The sequence below is a fragment of the Streptomyces flavidovirens DSM 40150 genome, assembly GCF_000429085.1.
GTDB lineage: Bacteria > Actinomycetota > Actinomycetes > Streptomycetales > Streptomycetaceae > Streptomyces > Streptomyces flavidovirens.
The window spans coordinates 38803-57626 of sequence record NZ_AUBE01000021.1 but is presented as its reverse complement, the minus strand read 5'-3'; the positions used below and the strand labels follow the sequence as shown (position 1 = coordinate 57626).

The 18824-nt window shown below is 71.7% G+C and carries 20 protein-coding genes; 12 read left to right on the top strand and 8 right to left on the bottom strand.

Features of this window, described 5'->3' with window-relative positions; genetic code table 11:
- The first annotated feature begins 131 nt into the window (after nt 1–131).
- Nucleotides 132–353: a helix-turn-helix domain-containing protein gene (locus tag G412_RS0123810; protein WP_010987827.1), complete on the top strand. Its 222-nt coding sequence runs from the start codon at nt 132–134 to the stop codon at nt 351–353.
- Between the two features lie 128 nt (nt 354–481).
- The gene (locus G412_RS0123805; protein ID WP_028814283.1) at nt 482–1273 is read left to right on the top strand and encodes an enoyl-CoA hydratase/isomerase family protein; all 792 of its coding nucleotides are present in this window, start codon (nt 482–484) and stop codon (nt 1271–1273) included.
- Nucleotides 1274–1439: 166 nt separating this feature from the next.
- On the opposite strand, the gene G412_RS0123800 is transcribed toward G412_RS0123805, so the two are convergent.
- Nucleotides 1440–2195 (bottom strand): hypothetical protein, encoded by a 756-nt coding sequence (locus tag G412_RS0123800; protein ID WP_028814282.1) that lies wholly within the window; start codon nt 2193–2195, stop codon nt 1440–1442.
- A 94-nt stretch (nt 2196–2289) separates the two neighbouring features.
- Here G412_RS0123800 and G412_RS0123795 point away from each other — a divergent pair, with 94 nt between their 5' ends.
- From G412_RS0123795 to amaP, 5 genes are read left to right on the top strand one after another with little or no spacing between them, the layout of a single operon-like run.
- Nucleotides 2290–2778 carry an Asp23/Gls24 family envelope stress response protein gene (locus G412_RS0123795; protein WP_028814281.1) on the top strand — a complete coding sequence of 163 codons (489 nt, stop codon included), beginning with the start codon at nt 2290–2292 and terminating at the stop codon, nt 2776–2778.
- A gap of 13 nt (nt 2779–2791) precedes the next feature.
- Nucleotides 2792–2983 (top strand): hypothetical protein, encoded by a 192-nt coding sequence (locus G412_RS0123790; RefSeq protein ID WP_028814280.1) that lies wholly within the window; start codon nt 2792–2794, stop codon nt 2981–2983.
- Nucleotides 2984–2991: 8 nt separating this feature from the next.
- A complete protein-coding gene (locus tag G412_RS0123785; protein ID WP_028814279.1) occupies nt 2992–3339 on the top strand; it encodes an Asp23/Gls24 family envelope stress response protein in 348 nt (115 codons plus the stop codon).
- The gene (locus G412_RS0123780) at nt 3336–4175 is read left to right on the top strand and encodes a DUF6286 domain-containing protein (RefSeq protein ID WP_028814278.1); all 840 of its coding nucleotides are present in this window, start codon (nt 3336–3338) and stop codon (nt 4173–4175) included. The genes G412_RS0123785 and G412_RS0123780 overlap by 4 nt, the downstream gene beginning before the upstream one ends.
- Nucleotides 4176–4182: 7 nt before the next feature.
- Nucleotides 4183–4761, top strand: coding sequence for an alkaline shock response membrane anchor protein AmaP (gene amaP / locus G412_RS0123775; protein ID WP_028814277.1), 579 nt, complete (start codon nt 4183–4185; stop codon nt 4759–4761).
- Between the two features lie 206 nt (nt 4762–4967).
- Here the strand turns inward: amaP and G412_RS0123770 are convergent, their stop codons facing one another.
- From G412_RS0123770 to G412_RS35690, 6 genes are all read right to left on the bottom strand, one after another.
- On the bottom strand, nt 4968–5723 hold the full coding sequence (locus G412_RS0123770) for an SDR family oxidoreductase (RefSeq protein ID WP_028814276.1): 756 nt from the start codon (nt 5721–5723) through the stop codon (nt 4968–4970).
- The gene (locus tag G412_RS0123765) at nt 5713–7518 is read right to left on the bottom strand and encodes a glycoside hydrolase family 15 protein (RefSeq protein ID WP_028814275.1); all 1806 of its coding nucleotides are present in this window, start codon (nt 7516–7518) and stop codon (nt 5713–5715) included. Before G412_RS0123765 ends, G412_RS0123770 begins: the two co-directional genes overlap by 11 nt.
- A gap of 116 nt (nt 7519–7634) precedes the next feature.
- Complete coding sequence (locus G412_RS0123760; RefSeq protein WP_028814274.1) at nt 7635–8438, bottom strand: SURF1 family cytochrome oxidase biogenesis protein; 804 nt, start codon at nt 8436–8438, stop codon at nt 7635–7637.
- A gap of 75 nt (nt 8439–8513) precedes the next feature.
- The gene (locus G412_RS0123755) at nt 8514–8747 is read right to left on the bottom strand and encodes a hypothetical protein (RefSeq protein ID WP_028814273.1); all 234 of its coding nucleotides are present in this window, start codon (nt 8745–8747) and stop codon (nt 8514–8516) included.
- 96 nt (nt 8748–8843) lie between these two features.
- Nucleotides 8844–9836: a DEDDh family exonuclease gene (locus G412_RS0123750; RefSeq protein ID WP_028814272.1), complete on the bottom strand. Its 993-nt coding sequence runs from the start codon at nt 9834–9836 to the stop codon at nt 8844–8846.
- A complete protein-coding gene (locus G412_RS35690; RefSeq protein ID WP_037649681.1) occupies nt 9833–10495 on the bottom strand; it encodes a TetR/AcrR family transcriptional regulator in 663 nt (220 codons plus the stop codon). The genes G412_RS0123750 and G412_RS35690 overlap by 4 nt, the downstream gene beginning before the upstream one ends.
- 160 nt (nt 10496–10655) lie before the next feature.
- Between G412_RS35690 and G412_RS0123740 the strand changes: the two genes are divergently transcribed.
- From G412_RS0123740 to G412_RS0123720, 5 genes are read left to right on the top strand one after another with little or no spacing between them, the layout of a single operon-like run.
- A complete protein-coding gene (locus G412_RS0123740; protein WP_028814271.1) occupies nt 10656–11453 on the top strand; it encodes an acetoacetate decarboxylase family protein in 798 nt (265 codons plus the stop codon).
- Nucleotides 11453–12337, top strand: a complete 885-nt coding sequence (locus G412_RS0123735; protein ID WP_028814270.1) for an SDR family NAD(P)-dependent oxidoreductase — start codon at nt 11453–11455, stop codon at nt 12335–12337. Before G412_RS0123740 ends, G412_RS0123735 begins: the two co-directional genes overlap by 1 nt.
- Nucleotides 12338–12349: 12 nt before the next feature.
- On the top strand, nt 12350–13636 hold the full coding sequence (locus tag G412_RS0123730) for an amidohydrolase family protein (RefSeq protein ID WP_028814269.1): 1287 nt from the start codon (nt 12350–12352) through the stop codon (nt 13634–13636).
- Nucleotides 13633–14865: an amidohydrolase family protein gene (locus G412_RS0123725; RefSeq protein WP_028814268.1), complete on the top strand. Its 1233-nt coding sequence runs from the start codon at nt 13633–13635 to the stop codon at nt 14863–14865. The genes G412_RS0123730 and G412_RS0123725 overlap by 4 nt, the downstream gene beginning before the upstream one ends.
- Nucleotides 14789–15613 carry a VIT1/CCC1 transporter family protein gene (locus tag G412_RS0123720; protein ID WP_078607301.1) on the top strand — a complete coding sequence of 275 codons (825 nt, stop codon included), beginning with the start codon at nt 14789–14791 and terminating at the stop codon, nt 15611–15613. Before G412_RS0123725 ends, G412_RS0123720 begins: the two co-directional genes overlap by 77 nt.
- Here the strand turns inward: G412_RS0123720 and G412_RS0123715 are convergent.
- The gene (locus G412_RS0123715) at nt 15610–18744 is read right to left on the bottom strand and encodes an NACHT domain-containing protein (RefSeq protein ID WP_341860599.1); all 3135 of its coding nucleotides are present in this window, start codon (nt 18742–18744) and stop codon (nt 15610–15612) included. The genes G412_RS0123720 and G412_RS0123715 overlap by 4 nt on opposite strands.
- Between the last annotated feature and the right edge of the window lie 80 nt (nt 18745–18824).

Here is an 18824-nt window from a genome sequence, read left to right as displayed (position 1 = left end):
GTGCGTTCCGATTGCGTCGGGCGGTTCCTCTCCGGCAAACGTTGTTGTACGGACCTTGCCGAATGGGTGGCCAGGAAGGCCGGTAGGGGTGATCATGAGAGTCCAGAGCGCACTTCCTTGAGGAGGCACGGGTGGCCGAGACTCTGAAGAAGGGCAGCCGGGTAACCGGCGCCGCGCGCGACAAGCTCGCGGCAGACCTGAAGAAGAAGTACGACTCCGGTGCGAGCATCCGGGCGCTGGCCGAAGAGACCGGCCGCTCCTACGGATTCGTACACCGGATGCTCAGCGAGTCCGGCGTCACGCTGCGGGGACGCGGCGGGGCGACACGAGGCAAGAAGGCCACTACGGCCTGACCGCCTCGGGCGGGCCCGGCCCATCGGTTTTTGGGCGGTGGCCACCCGGTCGATCGCAGGATCGTCCGGGTGGTTACTGTGCAGTCACTTACTGACCGCACGACTGCCACCCGAACCGGAGGCGCCACATGGCTTCGCTCGACTCTGTGCTCGACAAGGACGGCGTACGACTCACCGTCGAGGACGCCGTTGCCACGGTGACCCTGACCAATGCGGCAAAGCGCAACGCCCAGTCTCCCGCTCTGTGGCGGGCGTTGACAGAAGCCGGACGGTCTCTTCCTGGCAGCGTGCGGGTCGTGGTGCTGCGCGGCGAGGGCAAGTCCTTCTCCGCCGGCCTGGACCGGCAGGCGTTCAGCCCCGAGGGCTTCGACGGTGAGCCCTCCTTCCTTGATCTCGCACGTGGCTCCGACGAAGACCTCGACGCGGTCATCGCCGAATACCAGGAGGCGTTCACCTGGTGGCGGCGCAGCGACCTCGTCACCATCGCCGCCGTACAGGGCCATGCCATCGGCGCCGGTTTCCAGCTCGCCCTCGCCTGCGACCTGCGCGTCGTCGCCGAGGACGTGCAGTTCGCCATGCGCGAGACCAGCCTCGGCCTCGTCCCCGACCTCACCGGCACGCATCCGCTCACCGGCCTCGTCGGTTACGCGCGTGCGCTGGAGATCTGCGCCACCGGGCGCTTTGTCCACGCGGCGGAGGCGGAGCGTATCGGCCTGGCCAACCTTGTCGTGCCCGGTGACGAACTCGACGGCGCGGTACGGGACTTGGCGGGCGCACTGCTGTCCGCGCCGCGCGACGCCGTGATCGAGACCAAGGCGCTGCTCCAGGGTGCGTCCTCGCGTACGTACGAGGACCAGCGCGTCGCGGAGCGCGCCGCCCAGGCCCGCAGGCTCCGCGACCTCGCGGGCCTCGGCGACTGACGCACCGGCCGCAGCGCCGGCCGATGCGCCCGCCGCAGCGCTACCTGGGCGCCGACGGAGCGCTGACCGCAGTGCCACGTGGGCGTCGGCCGCAGCCACAGCCTGGGCGCCGACCGATGCGCCGGCCGCAGCGCCACGTGGGCGCCGGCCGATGCCGCTGGCCGGCTCACTCCACGCGGGTCACCAGGACGGCCACCGTGGGCCGGTCGTCCTGGGACGCCGCGACCGCCCTGCGCACGGCGACGGCCACCGCCAGCGCCCGGTGGCCGGCCGCCGTCGCCAGTTCGACCCGCAGGTGGCCGTCCGTGTGCTGGACAGGGGCGCCGAGGGTGCGGGTCAGGCGGGCCACGCCGGGGACGGCCGCCGCGGCCGCCGCCGCCCGGTCCACTGGGCCGCTCTCCTCCGGCCCCTCCTGCCTTTCCACCGGCTGCGGTGGTGAGGAGTCCGAGGAATCGTCGTATTCGCCGCCGTTTCCCTCGTCCGGCCCAGTGGTCGCCACAAGTTCCTGGGCAGCTTCCACCAGGTGCGTCACTCGCAGGTCCACGGCCGTCACCGCGAGCCCCAGCCGCGCCGAGGCCGCCTCCCGCAGCGCGATGCGCAGCCGCTCCGCCCGGTGGGGCAGCGGCTCGCCCACCGCCGTCGCCGTGAAGTCCGCCTCGATACGCAGCGGTCCGGGCGGCAGCGCGCCCGGCGGCGGCGGAACGGCGGGTTCGGCAGCCGTGTCCGGGTCGGCGAGCCCGATACGCAGCCGCCCCAGACTCACGCCGACGCCGAGGCCGGCGACCTCCGCCGCCGCCTGCCGCAGAACCGAATCAGCCGCCTTCTCCGCAAGCCACGCGCCGTCCGACGCCTCGCCCAGGGGCAGCAGTCTGCCCAGACCGAGTCGTCGCCGTACTGCCCGCGTCAATCCATCAGGTGCCATTGCTCCAGCCTGCCGCATCCCCGGCGCGAGATCGGGCAACCGGACCTAATGTGGGCAGGGGAGTCCAGTACCGCCCGGAAAGGGACGAACGGCCATGACTGACACCACGCAGCGAAACCGGCCTGACAACCCCGACAAGGGGTCGCCGGGCGCGGAGGCGAAAAAGACCTCCGTCACCAAGCGCGGCGGCGGTGATCCGGCCTCCCGCGGTCGTACGACGATCGCCGACGGTGTGGTCGAGAAGATCGCCGGTCTCGCGGCCCGCGACGTAGTTGGCGTGCATGCCATGGGCAGCGGCCTCTCCCGCACCTTCGGGGCCGTCCGCGACCGGGTGCCCGGCGGGGCGAAGTCCGTCAGCCGGGGCGTCAAGGCCGAGGTCGGCGAGGTGCAGACGGCTCTGGACCTGGAGATCGTCGTCGAATACGGCGTATCGATCGCCGATGTCGCCCGCGCGGTCCGGGAGAACGTCGTCTCGGCCGTGGAACGCATGACGGGCCTTGAGGTCGTCGAAGTCAATATCGCGGTCAGCGATGTGAAGCTGCCCGACGAGGAAGAGGAAGAGCAGGAGCCACGTCTCCAGTAGAGGGAGCAGCAGGATGAGCATGGCGGTGGTCGGCCTGGTGGCCGGTATGGCGCTCGGGTTCGCCGGATATTTCGGTGGCTTCGGAGCATTTCTGCTGGTGGCGGCGTTGGGCGCGATCGGCTTCGTAGTGGGTAAGTTCGCCGACGGCGACCTCGAACCCGGTGATTTCTTCCGCGTGGGTGAGCGCGGCGGCCGGCCGAGGTGACCCCCGCGATGGCCACCGGTCAGGTCCAGGCCGCCGAGCGCGGCGCGACCCGGATCGCCGACCGGGTCGTCGCGAAGATCGCCGCGCAGTCGGCGCGCGAGGCGCTCGGGAAGGTGCCGGAGGGCGGCAAGGCGCCGCACGCGACGGTGACCGTGCATCACGACAAGGCGCGGGTACGGGTCGTCCTCGAACTCGGCTACCCCGGCGACATCGGCGGTCAGTGCGGCGCTGTACGCCGTGAGGTCGCGCAGGGGGTGAGCACGTTGGCGGGAATGGAAGTGTCCGAGGTGGCGGTTCACGTCGAGCGGCTGCACTCGGCTGACGCACTCCACGCGAAGCGCGGGAGGATCCGATGAGCGAACCCGATACCGGCGACCTGGGTGACATCGGCGACAGCGGGCGCACGCAGCGGCTTCCCATCATCGAACGCGCGCAGGAGCCGTCCGGCACCCCCGGTTCACCGGCCCCGCCCGGTTCCGCCGGGGCACCTGTTCCGGCCGGGGCAGCCGCCTCGGCGGGAACACCCGGTTCGGCCTGGCCATCCGGTGCGGCCGGTCCACCGGATTCCCCCGGACCGCCCGTGCTCGGCAACTCCTCGTCCGCCACGGGGTACGAGCCGGTGCCGACCCTCGAAGAGGAGGACGGCTGGCGAGCCGGTCGCTTCTGGTCCGCCCGCCGGGTGCCGGCCGCGCTCGTCGCCCTGGTGGTGCTCGGCGCCGCCGGACTGATGCTGTACGACATCGCGGCGGTACGGGCCGGCCACCCCGCGATGCGGTGGCGCCGCGAGCTGGCGGACGGCCTCGCGACGCGGCCCCTGGACAACGTGTGGGTGCTGATCGGCGCGGGTGTCGCCGCCGCCCTCGGCCTGTGGCTGCTGCTCTTCGCCGTCACGCCGGGGCTGCGCGCGATCCTGCCGATGCGGCGTACGTCGGCCGACACACGGGCCGGACTCGACCGCAGGGCCGCCGCGATGATGCTGCGCGACCGCGCGATGGAGGTGTCCGGCGTGCAGTCCGTACGGGTGGCGGTGGGGCGGTCCAGAGTACGTGTGCGGGCCGTGTCCCACTTCCGTGAACTCGACGACGTACACGAAGACTTGGACGCGGTGCTCGCTGCCGCCATCCTGCGGCTCGGGCTGGCCGGGCGGCCGGGTCTGTCCGTGCGCGTCGGCCGGCCGGCCAAGAAGGGATGACGGGGCGATGCCGAAGAAGGTCAACCGTGTCCTGCTCGGGCTCGCGGGCCTGGTGCTGCTCGCCGTCGGCGGAGGAGTGCTCGCCACCGGGCTCGGCATGTCCGTACCGTCGTGGTGGCCGTTCGACGGGCGCGACGATGTGCTGCTGAGCGAGGCGGACCGTACGAGGTGGCGGGACGCCGGGTGGTGGTGGCCGGTCGTCATCGCGGTCCTCGCGGTGCTGGTCCTGCTGGCCATGTGGTGGCTGCTCGCCCAGCTGCGCCGGCACCGGCTCGCCGAAGTGCTGGTGGACAGCCGTGACGGCGAGGGCGCGGTGCTGCGGGGACGGGCGCTGGAGAAAGCGCTGGCGGGCGAGGCGCAGACGCTGGACGGGGTGGAGCGGGCACACGTGACGCTGACCGGCCGCCGCGACGCGCCCCGCGCACGCGTCGCACTGCTCCTCGCGCCCCACGCGGAACCGGCCGAAACGCTGTCCGGGCTGACGCGCGGGGCACTGGCCCACGCGCGGAACTCGGCGGGCTTGGAGTCCCTCCCGGCGGAGGTCCGCCTGCGGGAGGTCAAGCATGGGGCACGGCGCGTGACTTGAGGCGGCGGGCGCCGTCGGCGCGGCTGGAAAGCGCCCTGGCCTCCGGCCCCGACGCCCTTCGGGCGTGTCCTCAAACGCAGGACGGGCTGGAATTGCCCGCGCAGCGGGGCACCTTCCCGCTCAGCGGCATCATCCAGCCCCTCCGGCGTTTGAGGAGCGGGGCCTGGGGCAGCGCCCCATGCGGCGGGGCCGCGCGCGTCGGGAGGTCAGAAGCCGTGGCGGGCTCCGCCGTCGACCGGGAGCATGATGCCCGTCAGGTACGACGCCGCCGGGGACAGCAGGAACGCCGCCGCCTTGCCGAACTCCTCCGGCCTGCCGTAGCGCCGCAGCGGAATGCGCGACTCGTTGGCCGCGCGAGCGGCCTCCGCGTCGCCGGACAGCGCGTCCAGCTGCCGCACCCGGTCCGTGTCGATCCGGGCCGGCAGCAGGCCCACGACCCGGATGCCCCGCGGGCCCAGATCGTCGGACAGGGACTTCGCGAAGCCGGCCAGCCCCGGCCGCAGGCCGTTGGAGATGGTGAGGCCGTGGATGGGTTCGTGGACCGAGCCGGAGAGTACGAAGCCGATGACGCCGCCCTCGGAGAGCTCCGCCGCCGCCGCACGGGCCAGACGTACCGCACCGAGGAAGACGGAGTCGAAGGCCGCCTGCCACTGCTCGTCCGTGTTGTCGGCCGCGACGCCCGGCGCCGGGCCGCCGACGCTGATCAGGATGCCGTCGAAGCGCCCGAAGTGCGCCCGGGCAGTGGCGATCAGGCGCTCCGCCGACGCGGGGTCGGCGTTGTCCGCGGCCACACCCACCGCGTCCGGACCGAGCTCGGCGGCGGCGTCGGCCACCGCCTTCTCGTCCCGGCCGCTCACCACGACCTTCGCGCCGTTCGCCGTCAACTGCTGCGCCGACGCGAAGCCGAGCCCGCGGCTGGCTCCGGTGACGACGTACACCCGGTCCTTCAGTTCAAGATCCATGGGGCCATCCTGCCCCGTCTTCCGCGTCCAGAGCGAGCGCGGACCCCACAAGTCCGATATGACTGAATGCCTGGGGGAAGTTCCCGAGCTGCCGCCCGGTGGCCGGGTCGTACTCCTCGGCGAGCAGACCCACGTCGTTGCGCAGTGCCAGCAGCCGCTCGAAGAGCTCGCGCGCCTCCTTCACCCGTCCCGTCAGCCGCAGCGCGTCGACGAGCCAGAACGAGCAGGCCAGGAACGTCCCTTCGTCGCCGGGCAGGCCGTCGACGGTGAAGCCGTCCGTGCTGTAGCGGCGGATGAAACCGCCGTGGGTCAGCTCGGCCTGTACCGCCTCGACCGTCCCCACGACCCGCGGATCGTCCGGCGGCAGGAAGCCGACCCTGGGGATGAGGAGCGTGGCGGCGTCGAGCTCGCGGGAGCCGTAGTACTGCGTGAAGGTGTTGCGCTCGGGGTCGTACCCCTTCTCGCAGACCTCCCGGTGCACCTCGTCGCGCATCGCCCGCCACCGGTCCGCGTCGCCGCGCAGCGTCGGGTCGCCCTCCAGCGCCCGTACGGCCCGGTCGGCCGCGACCCACGCCATCACCTTCGAGTGCACGAAATGCCGGCGCGGCCCCCTGACCTCCCACAGGCCCTCGTCCGGCTCGCGCCAGTTGGACTCCAGGAATCGCAGGAGGCTGAGCTGCAGGTTCCACGCGTGCGGTTTGGAGCGCAGGCCCCAGGCTCTGGCCAGATAGAGGGAGTCGATGACCTCTCCGTACACATCGAGCTGGAGCTGATTGACCGCCGCGTTGCCGGTGCGGACGGGCTTGGACCCCTCGTAACCGCTCAGCCACGGCAGTTCCGTCTCGGGCAGCCGGCGCTCGCCGGCGAGGCCGTACATGATCTGGAGGTCCGCCGGGTCGCCCGCGACCGCCCGCAGCAGCCAGTCGCGCCAGGCCGCCGCCTCGTCGATGTAGCCGGCGGCGACGAGCGCGCCGAGCGTGAGGGTGGAGTCGCGCAGCCAGCAGTAGCGGTAGTCCCAGTTGCGTACGCCGCCGATCTCCTCCGGGAGCGAGGTGGTGGGGGCGGCGACGATGCCGCCGGTCGGGGCGTACGTGAGCGCCTTGAGGGTGATGAGGGAGCGCAGCACCGCCTCGCGGTAGGGGCCTTCGTAGCAGCAGAGGGCGGCCCAGTCCTCCCAGTCCTGGAGGCTGTGCTCCAGTCCCTCGTACGGGTCGGTGAAGGAGGGCTGCGGCTCGTGCGACGGATGCCAAGTCAGGACGAATGCCACCTTTTCGCCCTCGGCAACGGTGAACGACGAGTACGTCGTGTACTGCTGGCCCCAGGTCTTCACCTGGTCCGCGGGCTCGGTGCGCAGCCAGACGGAGTCGGGGCCCGCGACCGCCACTCGGTGCCCGGTCGTGCGGCGCACCCATGGCACGATGTTGCCGTAGTCGAAGCGCAGCCGGAGCGTGGAGCGCATCGCCACCTCGCCGGACAGGCCCTCCACGATCCGTACGACATCGGGGGCCTTGTCGCGCTGCGGCATGAAGTCGGTGACCTTGACCGAGCCGGAGTGCGTCTCCCAGACCGACTCCAGGATGAGGCTGTTGCCGCGATACGCGCGGTGCCCGCAGGCCCCGGCGCCGGCCGGGGCCATGCGCCAATGGCCGTTCTCCTCGTCACCGAGCAGCGCCGCGAAGCAGGCCGCCGAGTCGAAGCGGGGCAGGCAGAGCCAGTCGATGGAACCGTCCTTGCCCACCAGCGCGGCCGTCTGGAGGTCCCCGATGAGCGCGTAGTCCTCGATGCGTTGGGTCACGCACACTCGTGTTCCCGCACGGACGTGGCATTAAGCGGCATGGGGCGGTGCCACCGAGGGCATCGGCGCAGGCGTCAGCGGTGGGCATCGGCGCAGGCGTCGGCGGTGGGCTCGGCTCAGGCGTCGGCGGTGGCCGGCTCGGCCTCGGCGGCGCCGCCCGCACCGGCCTCGGCCCGGGCGGCGCGGTCGCGCAGTTCGCGGCGTACGAGAACGACCCAGCCGACCGGCACCGCGGCGGCGAACAGCCACCACTGCACGGCGTACGCCATGTGCGGGCCGATCGAGCCGGCGTCGGGCTCGGGCACGAGCTGCGGTCGGGGGCCCGCCGGGACGGGCTCCGTCTGCTCGATGTAGCCGCCGAGGACGGGCCGCGAGAGCGCCTTCGCCTGCTGCTCGCTGTTGATCAGCATGATCTGCCGGGGCGGCAGACCGCTCAGGTCCTTGATGCCGCTGCCCGCCGTCGTCTCGTCGGCCTTGAGGCGTCCGGTGACGGTGACTTCGCCCTTGGGGGCGGCCGGGACCTCGGGGAACGCCTGCTGGTCGGCGCCGAACGGGACCCAGCCGCGGTTGACGAGGACGGCCCGGCCGTCGTCCATGACCAGCGGGGTCAGGACGTGGAAGCCGACCTGGTCGTCCGCGTCGGTCCTGCGGCGTACGACGACTTCGTGCGCGGTGTCGTACGTACCGGTGGCGGTCACTCGGCGCCAGTAGTCGGTGCGCGGCACGGTGTGTCCGGGGGAGGTGAGGTCACCGACGGGGAGGGGCTTCGCCCTGAGGTTCGCGGAGATCAGCTTGTTCTGCGCGACCCGGTGCTCGTGCCGGTGCAGCTGCCAGAAGCCCAGCTCGACCATCGTGGGGATGAGGACGAGCATCAGGAGGGTGAGGATCACCCACTGCCGGGACAACAGGAAGCGGTACACGTCCTTGACGTTACCTGGCGCGCGGTGGTCCCCGGCGGGTGGGTCACCCGCCGGGGCGATCCGGCAGGCGGGCCCTCAGACCTTGTCGACGATGCCCACCTTCCCTTCCGCGCGTGCGCAGTGAGCGCCGCAGAACCAGCGGCCCTCCACCTCCACGCCCTGGCCCAGGATCTGGACCCTGCAGTGCTCGCAGATGGGTGCCATCCGGTGGATGGCGCAGGCGAAGCAGTCGAAGACGTGCACCGCGCCCTGCGCGTGCACTTCGAAGGACATGCCGTAGTCGTTTCCGCATACCTCGCAACGTGCCATGCGCCACAGGGTGGGACGGCGGGCGGCGTAAGGGCGAGTGGCCGGCGGGCGAGTCGCGTACCAATCACCCGTCTGCCGCGACTCGCCTTTCCCGCCTCACCCCTCGGCCGGGGAGACGTCCCGCAGAAGCTGGGTGAAGGCCGCCTCGTCGACGACGGGGGTGCCGAAGGACTTGGCCTTGACGGTCTTGGACGTGGTCGAGCCGGGGTCGTTGGTGACGAGCAGGCTCGTGAGTCGGGACACGCTCGTCGCGATGTGCAGGCCCGCCTCGATCGCGCGGTCCTCCAGCAGCTCGCGGTCCACGGACGTGTCGCCGGAAAACGCCACGCGCATGCCCTGCTTGAGCAGTTTGCCCGGTTCGTACCGTCCGGGGTTCGGGTACGGACACGCCGGCCGCCTGCGTGACGGGCGCCAGCTGCCCCCGCTCGCGCCCCGGTACGACGCCTGGTGGCCTACCCGTGGTGCGGGGGGCGAGTCCGACCACTCGGTGAGCGGCAGGCATTCGAGCAGCGGCAGCCGCATGCCACCCCGCGCCGCCGCGTGCAGGCTCGGGCGGAACGCCTCGGCCAGCACCCGCGCGTCGTCGAGGGCATGGTGCGCACGCTGCTGTACGACGCCGAAATGCGCGGCCAGCGACTCCAGCTTGTGGTTGGGCAGCGGCAGTCGCAGCTCCTTGGAGAGTGCGATGGTGCACAGCCGCTGCTGGACGGGCGCGGTGCGCTCGGCGCGGGCGTACTCGCGGGCGATCATCGACCAGTCGAACATCGCGTTGTGCGCGACGAGCACCCGGCCGTCGAGCCGCTCGGACAGTTCGGCGGCGATGTCCGGGAACAGCGGGGCGTCCACGAGCACATCGCTCGTCAGGCCGTGGATCCAAACGGGGCCGGGATCGCGCTCCGGGTTGACGAGCGTGTACCAGTGGTCCTCCACGTCCCCCCGGTAGTCCAGCCGGTAGACGGCAGCGGAGATTATCCGGTCGTCACGCGCGAGCCCGGTGGTCTCCACGTCGACGACCGCGTACCCCTTCGGGTAGGCGGTCGGCCACGGCGCTGCTGTCGGTGCTGTCGGCTGGTCTTCGAGCATGGTCACTGAGGATACGGGCCCCCACTGACAGCCCCGCCCGCCCGGGGGAGCAGACCGTCCACGAGAGCCCTCACGGAGTTGACGAAGAGGCGTTCGGGATCCGGGGGACGGGCCAGAGCGCGGGCGAGGGCCGGGTCGTGTTCGGCGGTCTGCGCGTCCCACAGGTCCTCCTCGCCCGGGTGCTGTACGGGGGCGCGTTCGCGGTTGCGCTCGACGAGGACGTAACCGACGACCTGGAACTGGACGGCCCGTACGGCCTCGGCGGCCCGCGCGCCGCGCAGGCCCGCCGCGTGCACCTCGTGGACGAGGGCCTGCTGGGCGGGCAGGAACATCCGCTCGGTGAGGCCGCGTTCGTGGACCATCGCGATCAGGTGGGGGCGCTCGCGCAGCTCGCGGCGCAGACCGCGGGCGACGGAGACGATGCGGGCGGCCGGGGTGCGGCCGGCCGGGCGGACGGCGCCCATCTCCTCGACGGTCCGCTCGACGAGGGCGTCGAGGAGCGACTCGCGGTTGCCGACGTGCCAGTAGATCGAGGTGACCGCCGTACCGAGCTCGGCGGCGAGCTTGCGCATCGTGAGCGACGCCGGACCGTGCTGCTTGACGAGAGCCGCGGCGGCGTCCAGGACCTCGTCGCGGGTCAGTGCGGTGCGTGTACTGCGTGGCATGGCGCCCCCAAATCCCGTGCGCGCACGGCTCTTTCCCCTTCATCGACGCGGGTGTAACAGTGTTACAGGTCCCAGGGCCACAGGATTCCAGGTCCCAGGGTTCCAGGTTCCGGAGTTCCAGGTTCCCGAGTTCCTCCCTCCCGACGAAGGGCGGTACGACATGGCACGCGTACGGTACGGCGCGCGGACCGAGGCCGAGATCGCGGCGGCGCGCGCATCCAGTTCCCAGCTCCCCGACATCTGGTCCACCGGTGTGGTGGCCCTCTGGGAGAGCGACCCGGACGCGGTGGCCGCCGTACTGCCGCCACCGCTCAAACCCGCCGAGCGGCCGTTCGTACGAGCCGCCATCAGCAAGGTCGAGCTGCCGGGCTATCCGCTGGGCGCGGGTTCGGTGGCGGTCGCCGCCGTCCATGACGGGGTCACCGGCTGGTACCCCCTCGTCATGCCGATGACCCACGAACGCGCCCTGACCGGCGGCCGCGAGGTCTTCGGCGAGCCGAAGAAGCTGGGCGAGGTGACCGTCGACCGCGACGGCCCGGTCGTACGGGCGGCGCTCGCCCGCCACGGCATCGCCTTCGTCGAGGTACGGGGCGCGGTGGAGGGCCCGCTGCCGCTGCCCGGACCGGACCGGAAGGTGGACTTCTACTACAAGTTCCTGCCCGCGGTGGACGGCCGGGGCTTCGACGCCGACCCGGTCCTCGTGCACTGCGTCCGCAACGAGAAGGTCCGCAAGCTGGAGCGGATCACCGGCGACGTGGTGCTGCGCGAGTCGATGTACGACCCGGTCGCCGATCTGCCCGTACACCGCGTCGTGGAGATCACCATCGGCGAGAAGACCACCGACCAGAAGGGACGGGTGGTGGAGCGGGTGAGCGGGCGGGCGCTCCTTCCGTACATCCACCAGCGGTACGACGACCCGTGGCAGATCCTCGACGGCCCGCCGGAAGGGAGCGTCTGATGCGGCTGGCGCAGGGGCAGGTCGCGGTGGTCACGGGCGCGGCGAGCGGCATCGGGCTCGCGCTGGCCCGCCGGTTCGCCGCCGAGGGGCTCAAGGTCGTACTCGCCGATGTGGAGGAGGGGGCGCTGGAGAAGGCCGCGTCAGGACTCCGGGCGCAGGGCGCGCGGGTGCTCGCACGGGTCGTCGACGTCAGCGAGCGCGGTGACGTCACCGCGCTCGCCGACGCGGCGTACGACACCTTCGGCGCGGTGCACGTGCTGTGCAACAACGCGGGGGTCGGCTCCGGCGCGGAGGGCCGCATGTGGGAGCACGAGGTGAACGACTGGAAGTGGGCGTTCGCGGTCAACGTGTGGGGCGTCTTCCACGGCATCCAGGCGTTCGTTCCCCGGATGATCGCCGGCGGCGAACCCGGACACGTCGTCAATACGTCGTCGGGGGACGGCGGAATCGCCCCGCTGCCGACCGCGTCCGTGTACGCCGTCACCAAGGCGGCCGTCGTGACGATGACCGAGTCGCTGTACGCCCACCTGCGGGCGGAGAACGTTCCCGTGAGCGCGTCGGTGCTGTTTCCGGGACCGCACATGCTCCGTACGGGGCTGTGGGAGTCACACAGGAACCGGCCCCCGCGCTGGGCCAAGGAACGGCCGCGCAAGACGCCGTACCGCAGTCTCGGGCAGTGGGAGACGGCGATGAGGGAGGCGGGGCACGAGATCGAGTTCACGCCGGTCGAGTACGTCGCCGAGACCGTCGTGGAGGGGATAACCGCGGACCGCTTCTGGATGCTGCCGGCGAGCGAGCACAGCGACCGGCAGATCCGCGCGCGGGCGCGGTCGATGCTCGACCGCGCCAATCCGTCGTACCTGGAGAGCTTCATTCTCGACTGAGGGGGACACGCGATGACAGCACAGAACGACCCGTACCTGATCATCTCCTCCGACTGCCACGCCGGTCTGCCAACCGAGCGGTACCGGCCCTACCTGGACAGCGCCTTCCACCGCGACTTCGACGACTTCCTCGGGCAGCGCGACGCCCGCCGTGAGGAGATGACGCGCCTGGGCGTACGCAACGAGGCCTTCGCCGCCAAGTGGTTCCAGGACAACGAGGAGGGCCTGCGCGGCGGCTGGGACACCGCCCAGCGCCTCAAAGAGCTCGACGGCGACGGAGTGGCCGCCGAGGTCGTCTTCCCGGACGCCGATGCCGTCGACAGCCGGACCGCCGCGCCCTTCGGCGTCGGCCTCGGCCTCTCCGGCGACCAGGACCCGCGCCTGGGCATGGCGGGCGCGCAGGCGCACAACCGGTGGCTCGCCGAATTCGTGGCGCAGAACCCCGAACGGCACTGCGGCGTGGCGCTCCTGCCCATCACGGGTGAGGTGGAGAAGGCCGTCGCGGAGATCCACCGGGCCAAGGAGTCCGGGCTGGGCGCGCTGATGATCCCCTCGATGTGGGTCGACAGGCCGCCGTACCACGACCGCCGTTACGACCCGGTGTGGGCGGCGGCGGCCGAGACGGGCATGCCGGTGGTGACCCACTCGGGCGCCGCGCCGCGCCACGAGTACGGCGACCACCTGGGCATCTACGTCTCCGAGGTGACGTGGTGGCCGGCCAGGCCGCTGTGGTTCCTGCTCTGGTCGGGCGTCTTCGAGCGCCATCCGGGGCTGAGGTTCGGCGTCGCCGAGTCCGGCTGCTGGTGGCTGCCGAACCAGCTGTGGTTCATGGACCGCCTGTACCTGGGCGCGCACGGCGGAAAGAAACTCTCCCCCTTCGCGGAACTCAAGCGGCCGCCCAGCGAGTACCTGGACCGGCAGGTCTTCATCTGCGCCACCAACACCAAGCGCCGCGAACTCGCCCAGCGCTACGAGATCGGCGTCGACAACATCCTGTGGGGCAGCGACTTCCCGCACCCCGAGGGCACCTGGCCCGACACGCGCGCGTGGCTGAAGCGAACCTTCCACGACATCCCCGTCACCGAGACCCGCCGCATCCTCGGCCTGGCCGCGGCCGAGGTCTTCGGCTTCGACACGGCGAAACTCGCCCCGCTCGCACGCCGCATCGGTCCGACGCCAAGGGATCTCGGCCAGCCCGACGACCAGGGGGCCGTCGAGGCGTCGTGGGCGAGGTCGCGCGAGGTGGGGCGCCACTGGCTGACCGGACACGACTTCCCGGTGCTGGGAGTGTCACCATGACCGACGACGACCGGTACACCGTCATCTCCGCCGACTGCCACGCGGGCGCCGACCTCCTCGACTACAAGCCGTACTTGGAGAAACGCCACCACGACGACTTCGACGCGTGGGCGGCGACGTACGTCAACCCGTACGAGGACCTCCTCGCCGACACCGCCGACCGCAACTGGAACTCCGCGCGCCGCCTGGCCGAACTGGAGGCGGACGGCATCGTGGCGGAAGTGGTCTTCCCGAACACCATCCCGCCCTTCTTCCCCAGCGCCTCGCTGATGGCCCCCGCACCCTCGAAGGCGGAGTACGAACAGCGCTGGGCGGGCCTGCGCGCCCACAACCGGTGGCTGGCGGACTTCTGCGACGCGGCGCCGGGACGGCGGGCGGGCGTCGCGCAGATCCTCCTCAACGACGCCGACGAGGCGGTACGGGAGATCCGCCGCACCAAAGCGGCAGGCCTCACCGGGGGCATCCTGCTGCCCGGCGCACCACCGGGTTCGGGCATACCCGAGCTCTACTCACAGACGTACGACCCGATCTGGGCCGTCTGCGAGGAGCTGGACGTACCCGTCAACCACCACGGCGGCTCCGCGTCCCCGCCGCTGGGCGACGAACCGGCCGCCCGCGCCGTCTTCATGGTGGAGACGACGTGGTTCTCGCACCGGGCCCTGTGGCACCTGATGTTCGGCGGGGCGTTCCGCCGCCACCCCGGCCTGAAGCTGGTCCTCACCGAACAGGGATCGGGCTGGATCCCCGGCGTGCTGGACATGCTGGACTACTACCACTCCCGTCTGGTGGCGGCAGCGACGCGCGCCTCCACCGCGGAGTCCAAATTCGGGGCGGGACTGGCGGGCTCGATGGGCAGCAGCCCCGGCGAGGTCTGGCGCGACAACTGCTACGTCGGCGCGAGCTTCATGCGCCCGCACGAGGTGCCGCTGCGCGACCGGATCGGCCTCGACAAGATCATGTGGGGCAGCGACTATCCCCACGACGAAGGTACGGCGCCGTACTCCCGCGAGGGCCTGCGCATCGCGTACGCCGGACTGCCGAGGGAAGAGGTCGCCGCCATGGTGGGCGGGAACGCCGCCCGCGTGTACGGCTTCGACCTCGCCCTCCTCGGCCGGATCGCGGCGAAGGCGGGTCCGCTGGCGGCGGAGGTGGATGAGCCCCTCACCGAGATCCCGCCCGACGCGACGAGTCCGGCCTTCGCGCCGGGCGGGTCGGTACGCGTCTGGTGACGCCACGGGTGAGACCCTCCCCAGGGTGACCGAGCAGCAGACTCCGCAGACTCATGACGAAGCCCACGGGGGAGCCCTCGGCGCGCGCCTGAACTGGTTGCGCGCCGGGGTGCTCGGGGCCAACGACGGCATCGTCTCGACCGCCGGCATCGTCGTCGGCGTCGCCGGGGCGACCGACGAGCGGTCCGCGCTCCTGACGGCGGGCCTCGCCGGACTGCTCGCCGGGTCGATGTCGATGGCGGCGGGGGAGTACGTATCGGTGTCGACGCAGCGCGACTCCGAGGAGGCGGCGCTGGCCGAGGAAAGCCGGGAGCTACGGGAGGACCCGGAGGCGGAACTGGCCGAACTGACGGAGCTGCTGGCCGCGCGTGGCCTGTCCGAGGACGTGGCCCGCGAAGCCGCCCAGCAGCTCACCGAACGCGACGCACTGCGCGCGCACGCGCGCGTGGAGCTCGGCATCGACCCCGAGGACCTCACCAACCCCTGGCACGCGGCGGCCGCCAGCTTCGTTGCCTTCACGGTGGGCGCACTGCTCCCACTCCTGGCGATCGTCCTCCCGCCCCCGGCCTGGCGGCTCCCGGTCACGGTCGTGTCGGTACTCATCGCACTGGCCCTGACGGGCTGGAGCAGCGCCCGACTGGGGGCCGCACCCCCGAGGCAGGCGGTGCTGCGGAACATGGCGGGTGGGGCGCTGGCTATGGCGGTTACTTATGGGGCGGGGTCGTTGTTGGGGGCGGCGGGGGTTTAGCGGTGGTGGATGAGCCGCTCCGGGGGGAAGAGTGCCGTCCCGTGCACCGTCGTATTGAGGTACGTGTGAATTGTGAGGTTCTCCAGGTCTGCGAGCGGGGTGAGATCGATGGGGCCCCCGCAGTCACTCAGGCGGAGATGCCTCAGGTGCGGTAGTTCCCGCAGTGCTTCCACGCCTGAGATGAGCTGACAACGGCCCAGGTGCAGCCTTGTCAGTTCCTGGTGAGCAACCACCGTGCCGAGGTCCAGGGAGGCCTGGTCGACGATCTGCAAATAAGTCAGCCGGAACGGCCAGCTCTGCTGGGCCAGTTGCCGGGCCTGCATGTCACCCGCGAGGGTCAGCGTTTCGAGCTCGGCCCAGCGTTCGAGCCCGTCGAGGCGGATGACGGAGGCAACTCCGAGAAGGCTGAGGCTGCGGAGAGCGGGACGGGCCGGGATGTCACCGACACTCACCACCCCCGGCACGAAGAAGGCGAGTCCCAGGTTGACCAGCGCGGGCAGTTCGGCGAGCGGTGCCAGAGACAGCCCTTCGGCCAGCCGGTAGAGGAACAGGTGCTTGAGCGGCAACAGGCGCAGCGGCCCGAGATCCGTCACGGACGGACACTCGTCGATCCCGACCTGTTCCAGGTGCGGCAGCGACGCCAGAGGGGACAGATCGCGCAGTCCGGGGTCCTTGTTGAAGAACAGCGCTTCGAGTGAGGTGTGACTGGTGATCTCCGGCGGGATTCCGTGCTCACCTTCGAGCCGGACATAGGTGAGGTGGCGCAGTCTCGGCAGCTCGGCCACCTGCTCCGGCGTGCGGACCTTGAGGAAGGTCTCCGGCAGGGGGGCACCCGACAGCACCGTGTCGACGTACTCCTTCGTGCCGAACGCGCTCCAACTGGCGGACAGCTGGAAGGCCACGGGAAACCGAGCGTCCTCGCGGAACCAGCTGATCACTTCCAGGGCCGCGTCACCCCCGACCAGGCCTGCCGTTCGCACGATCGCGGCGGCGCTGTCCTCGTCCAGCCCCGCCGGACCCGGTAGCAACTCCAGCACCAGCTCGCCCACCTTGGCCAGCTCCTCCGCCTCATCAAGATTCCTCGGTGGCAGCAGCTCCTCCGTCCGCGCCTGCACCTCCGCCCGCACCGCCGGATCCAGCTCCGGCGCGTGCTCCAGACACGCCGCCGCCAGCAGCACCAACCGGTACCTCCACCGCTTCGCCTTATCCGCGCGGCGCAGCAACTGCCGTAGCAACCGCGCCCGTTCCTCCGCGCGCGCGTGCCCGACCGCCATCTGCACGACGTCGTCCCACTGGTCGTCGTGCGCGTTCTGTACGAGCACCCCGAAGTCCCGCGCCTCCACCGCCGCCTTCGCGCCCAGGTAGTCCTGGAAGGTGCGGTGTACGAAGTTGACGGCGCCCGGTGACGGTTCGCGCAGCAGCCCGCTGCGGATCAGCAGGTGCGAGAACACCTGTTGCGGCGTGCCCCGCACCTGCGGCATCGCGGCCAGCCACTCCGCGACCATCTCCACCGCATCGGGGATCTCCGCCTCGACCTGGCCGTTGCGGATGAGCCAGTACGCGAGCCGTTGCAGCAGCGCCGTCTGCTCCTCGCGGGTCAGGTCCACGCCCTCGACGCGCGTGATCTCCCGCTCGGTGTCCCGCCGTACGAGCAGCATGTCCAGCGCCGCGTCGTACAGCTCCTTCCGCGCGCGCGGGAGCTGCATCCGGCGGTCCCGGTTCAAGGCGCACAGCACCGCGCACATCAGCGGGTTGGTGGCCAGCCGTCCCAGGTCCCTGCGCGTAGTCACCGCCCGTACCAAGGACTTCTCGTACGTGTCGAGCAGCTCCCGTTCCGCGTCGGACAGGCACTCACGCCGCGCCGAGTCGTGCCAGTGCGCGACGAACGCCCGAATGTCCTCCCGCTCCATCGGCAGCAGTGAATGCGCGACGAACCCCTGGCCCGCGAGCCAGTCCTCCGGCACCGCCGACGGCCGCGTCGTCACGACGTACCGCGCTTGCGGGAACGCCGCGATCAGGGCCTTGAGCCACGACTCCGTACGGCTACGCAGCCGCATCGGCACCTCGTCCACGCCGTCGACGAGAACCAGCGCCCGCCCCTCCGTCAGCAGCGACTCCGCCCAGCCTGCGGGGGCGTCCAGCGGGACGCCGGTCGCCCGCAGGAAGTCACCCGGCAGGGGCAGCGCTTCGGAGCACGTGAAGGCCCGCAGGCGCAACACGAACGGCACGCACTTGTTCCAGTCGTCGAGCTCCCGGCCGAAACTGCGCCGCGCGGCATTCAGCGCCAGCCACTGCACCAGCGTGCTCTTGCCCGAGCCCGCGGGGCCCCGCAGCATCACCCGGTTCGCGGCGGACAGCGCCTGCTCGGCCTTGACCGTGACCGGGCCGGCGTGCGGCAGGGCGAAGTCCTCTCGGGGCCCGCCCTCGCCACTCACCGCCAGACTGATGTACGCCGTGTCCAGCGGCCACTCGCTGCCCGACCGCCCCAGCGTCAGCCCGAACAGCTCCAGCCGCCCGTGGGTCTGGGCCACGAAGTCGGCGTACCGCTGCTCGAAGGCCAGTGCCGCCGCGTCCGGGCGTGGTCCCACCCGCGCCTGTACGTCCTCCACCAGGTCGCGGGTGCGTCCCGCCGCCCGCGTCTGTTCCACCGCCGCCCGCGCCGGGAAGTGGGGATGCGCCGTTAACTGCTCCAGCAGGTGCGCGCAGCACAACCCGAGCAGCTCCCCGTACAGCTCCTCGCCGCGCGCGCTCAGCCCGGCTGCCGGACCGGGGCCCTTGAGCTCTGCCGCCAGCCGCACCGGCTCCAGGTTCACCGCGAACAGCCGATCAGCACCAATCTCGCCCGCCGCCTCGAACGCGCCCCGTACCGCGTCCGCCGCCGCCAGCCGCTCGGCCTCCGGGAGATCGGCGTACGACTGTGCCAGCCGCCGCCCCAGCACCTTCGCCAGCCGGTCGGGGCTCGCCGGGCGTGGCAGCGGACGGACCGGCGCGTCGACCAGGCCCGCGCCGGGCCGGGGGATCAGGAGGGACTTGGCCGCCGCGCCCGCGACGGTGCCCGCAAGCCGGGCTAAGGCAACTTCGAGGCCCTGCAAGGCGGTTACTCCCATGTCGAGATCGGTGTAGGCGGACAAGCATCGTATGACGGACCGACCCGAGCGACAGAGGGCCAACCACGCATTGCCCACCCCGCTGACAAGCCGTCTCACATACT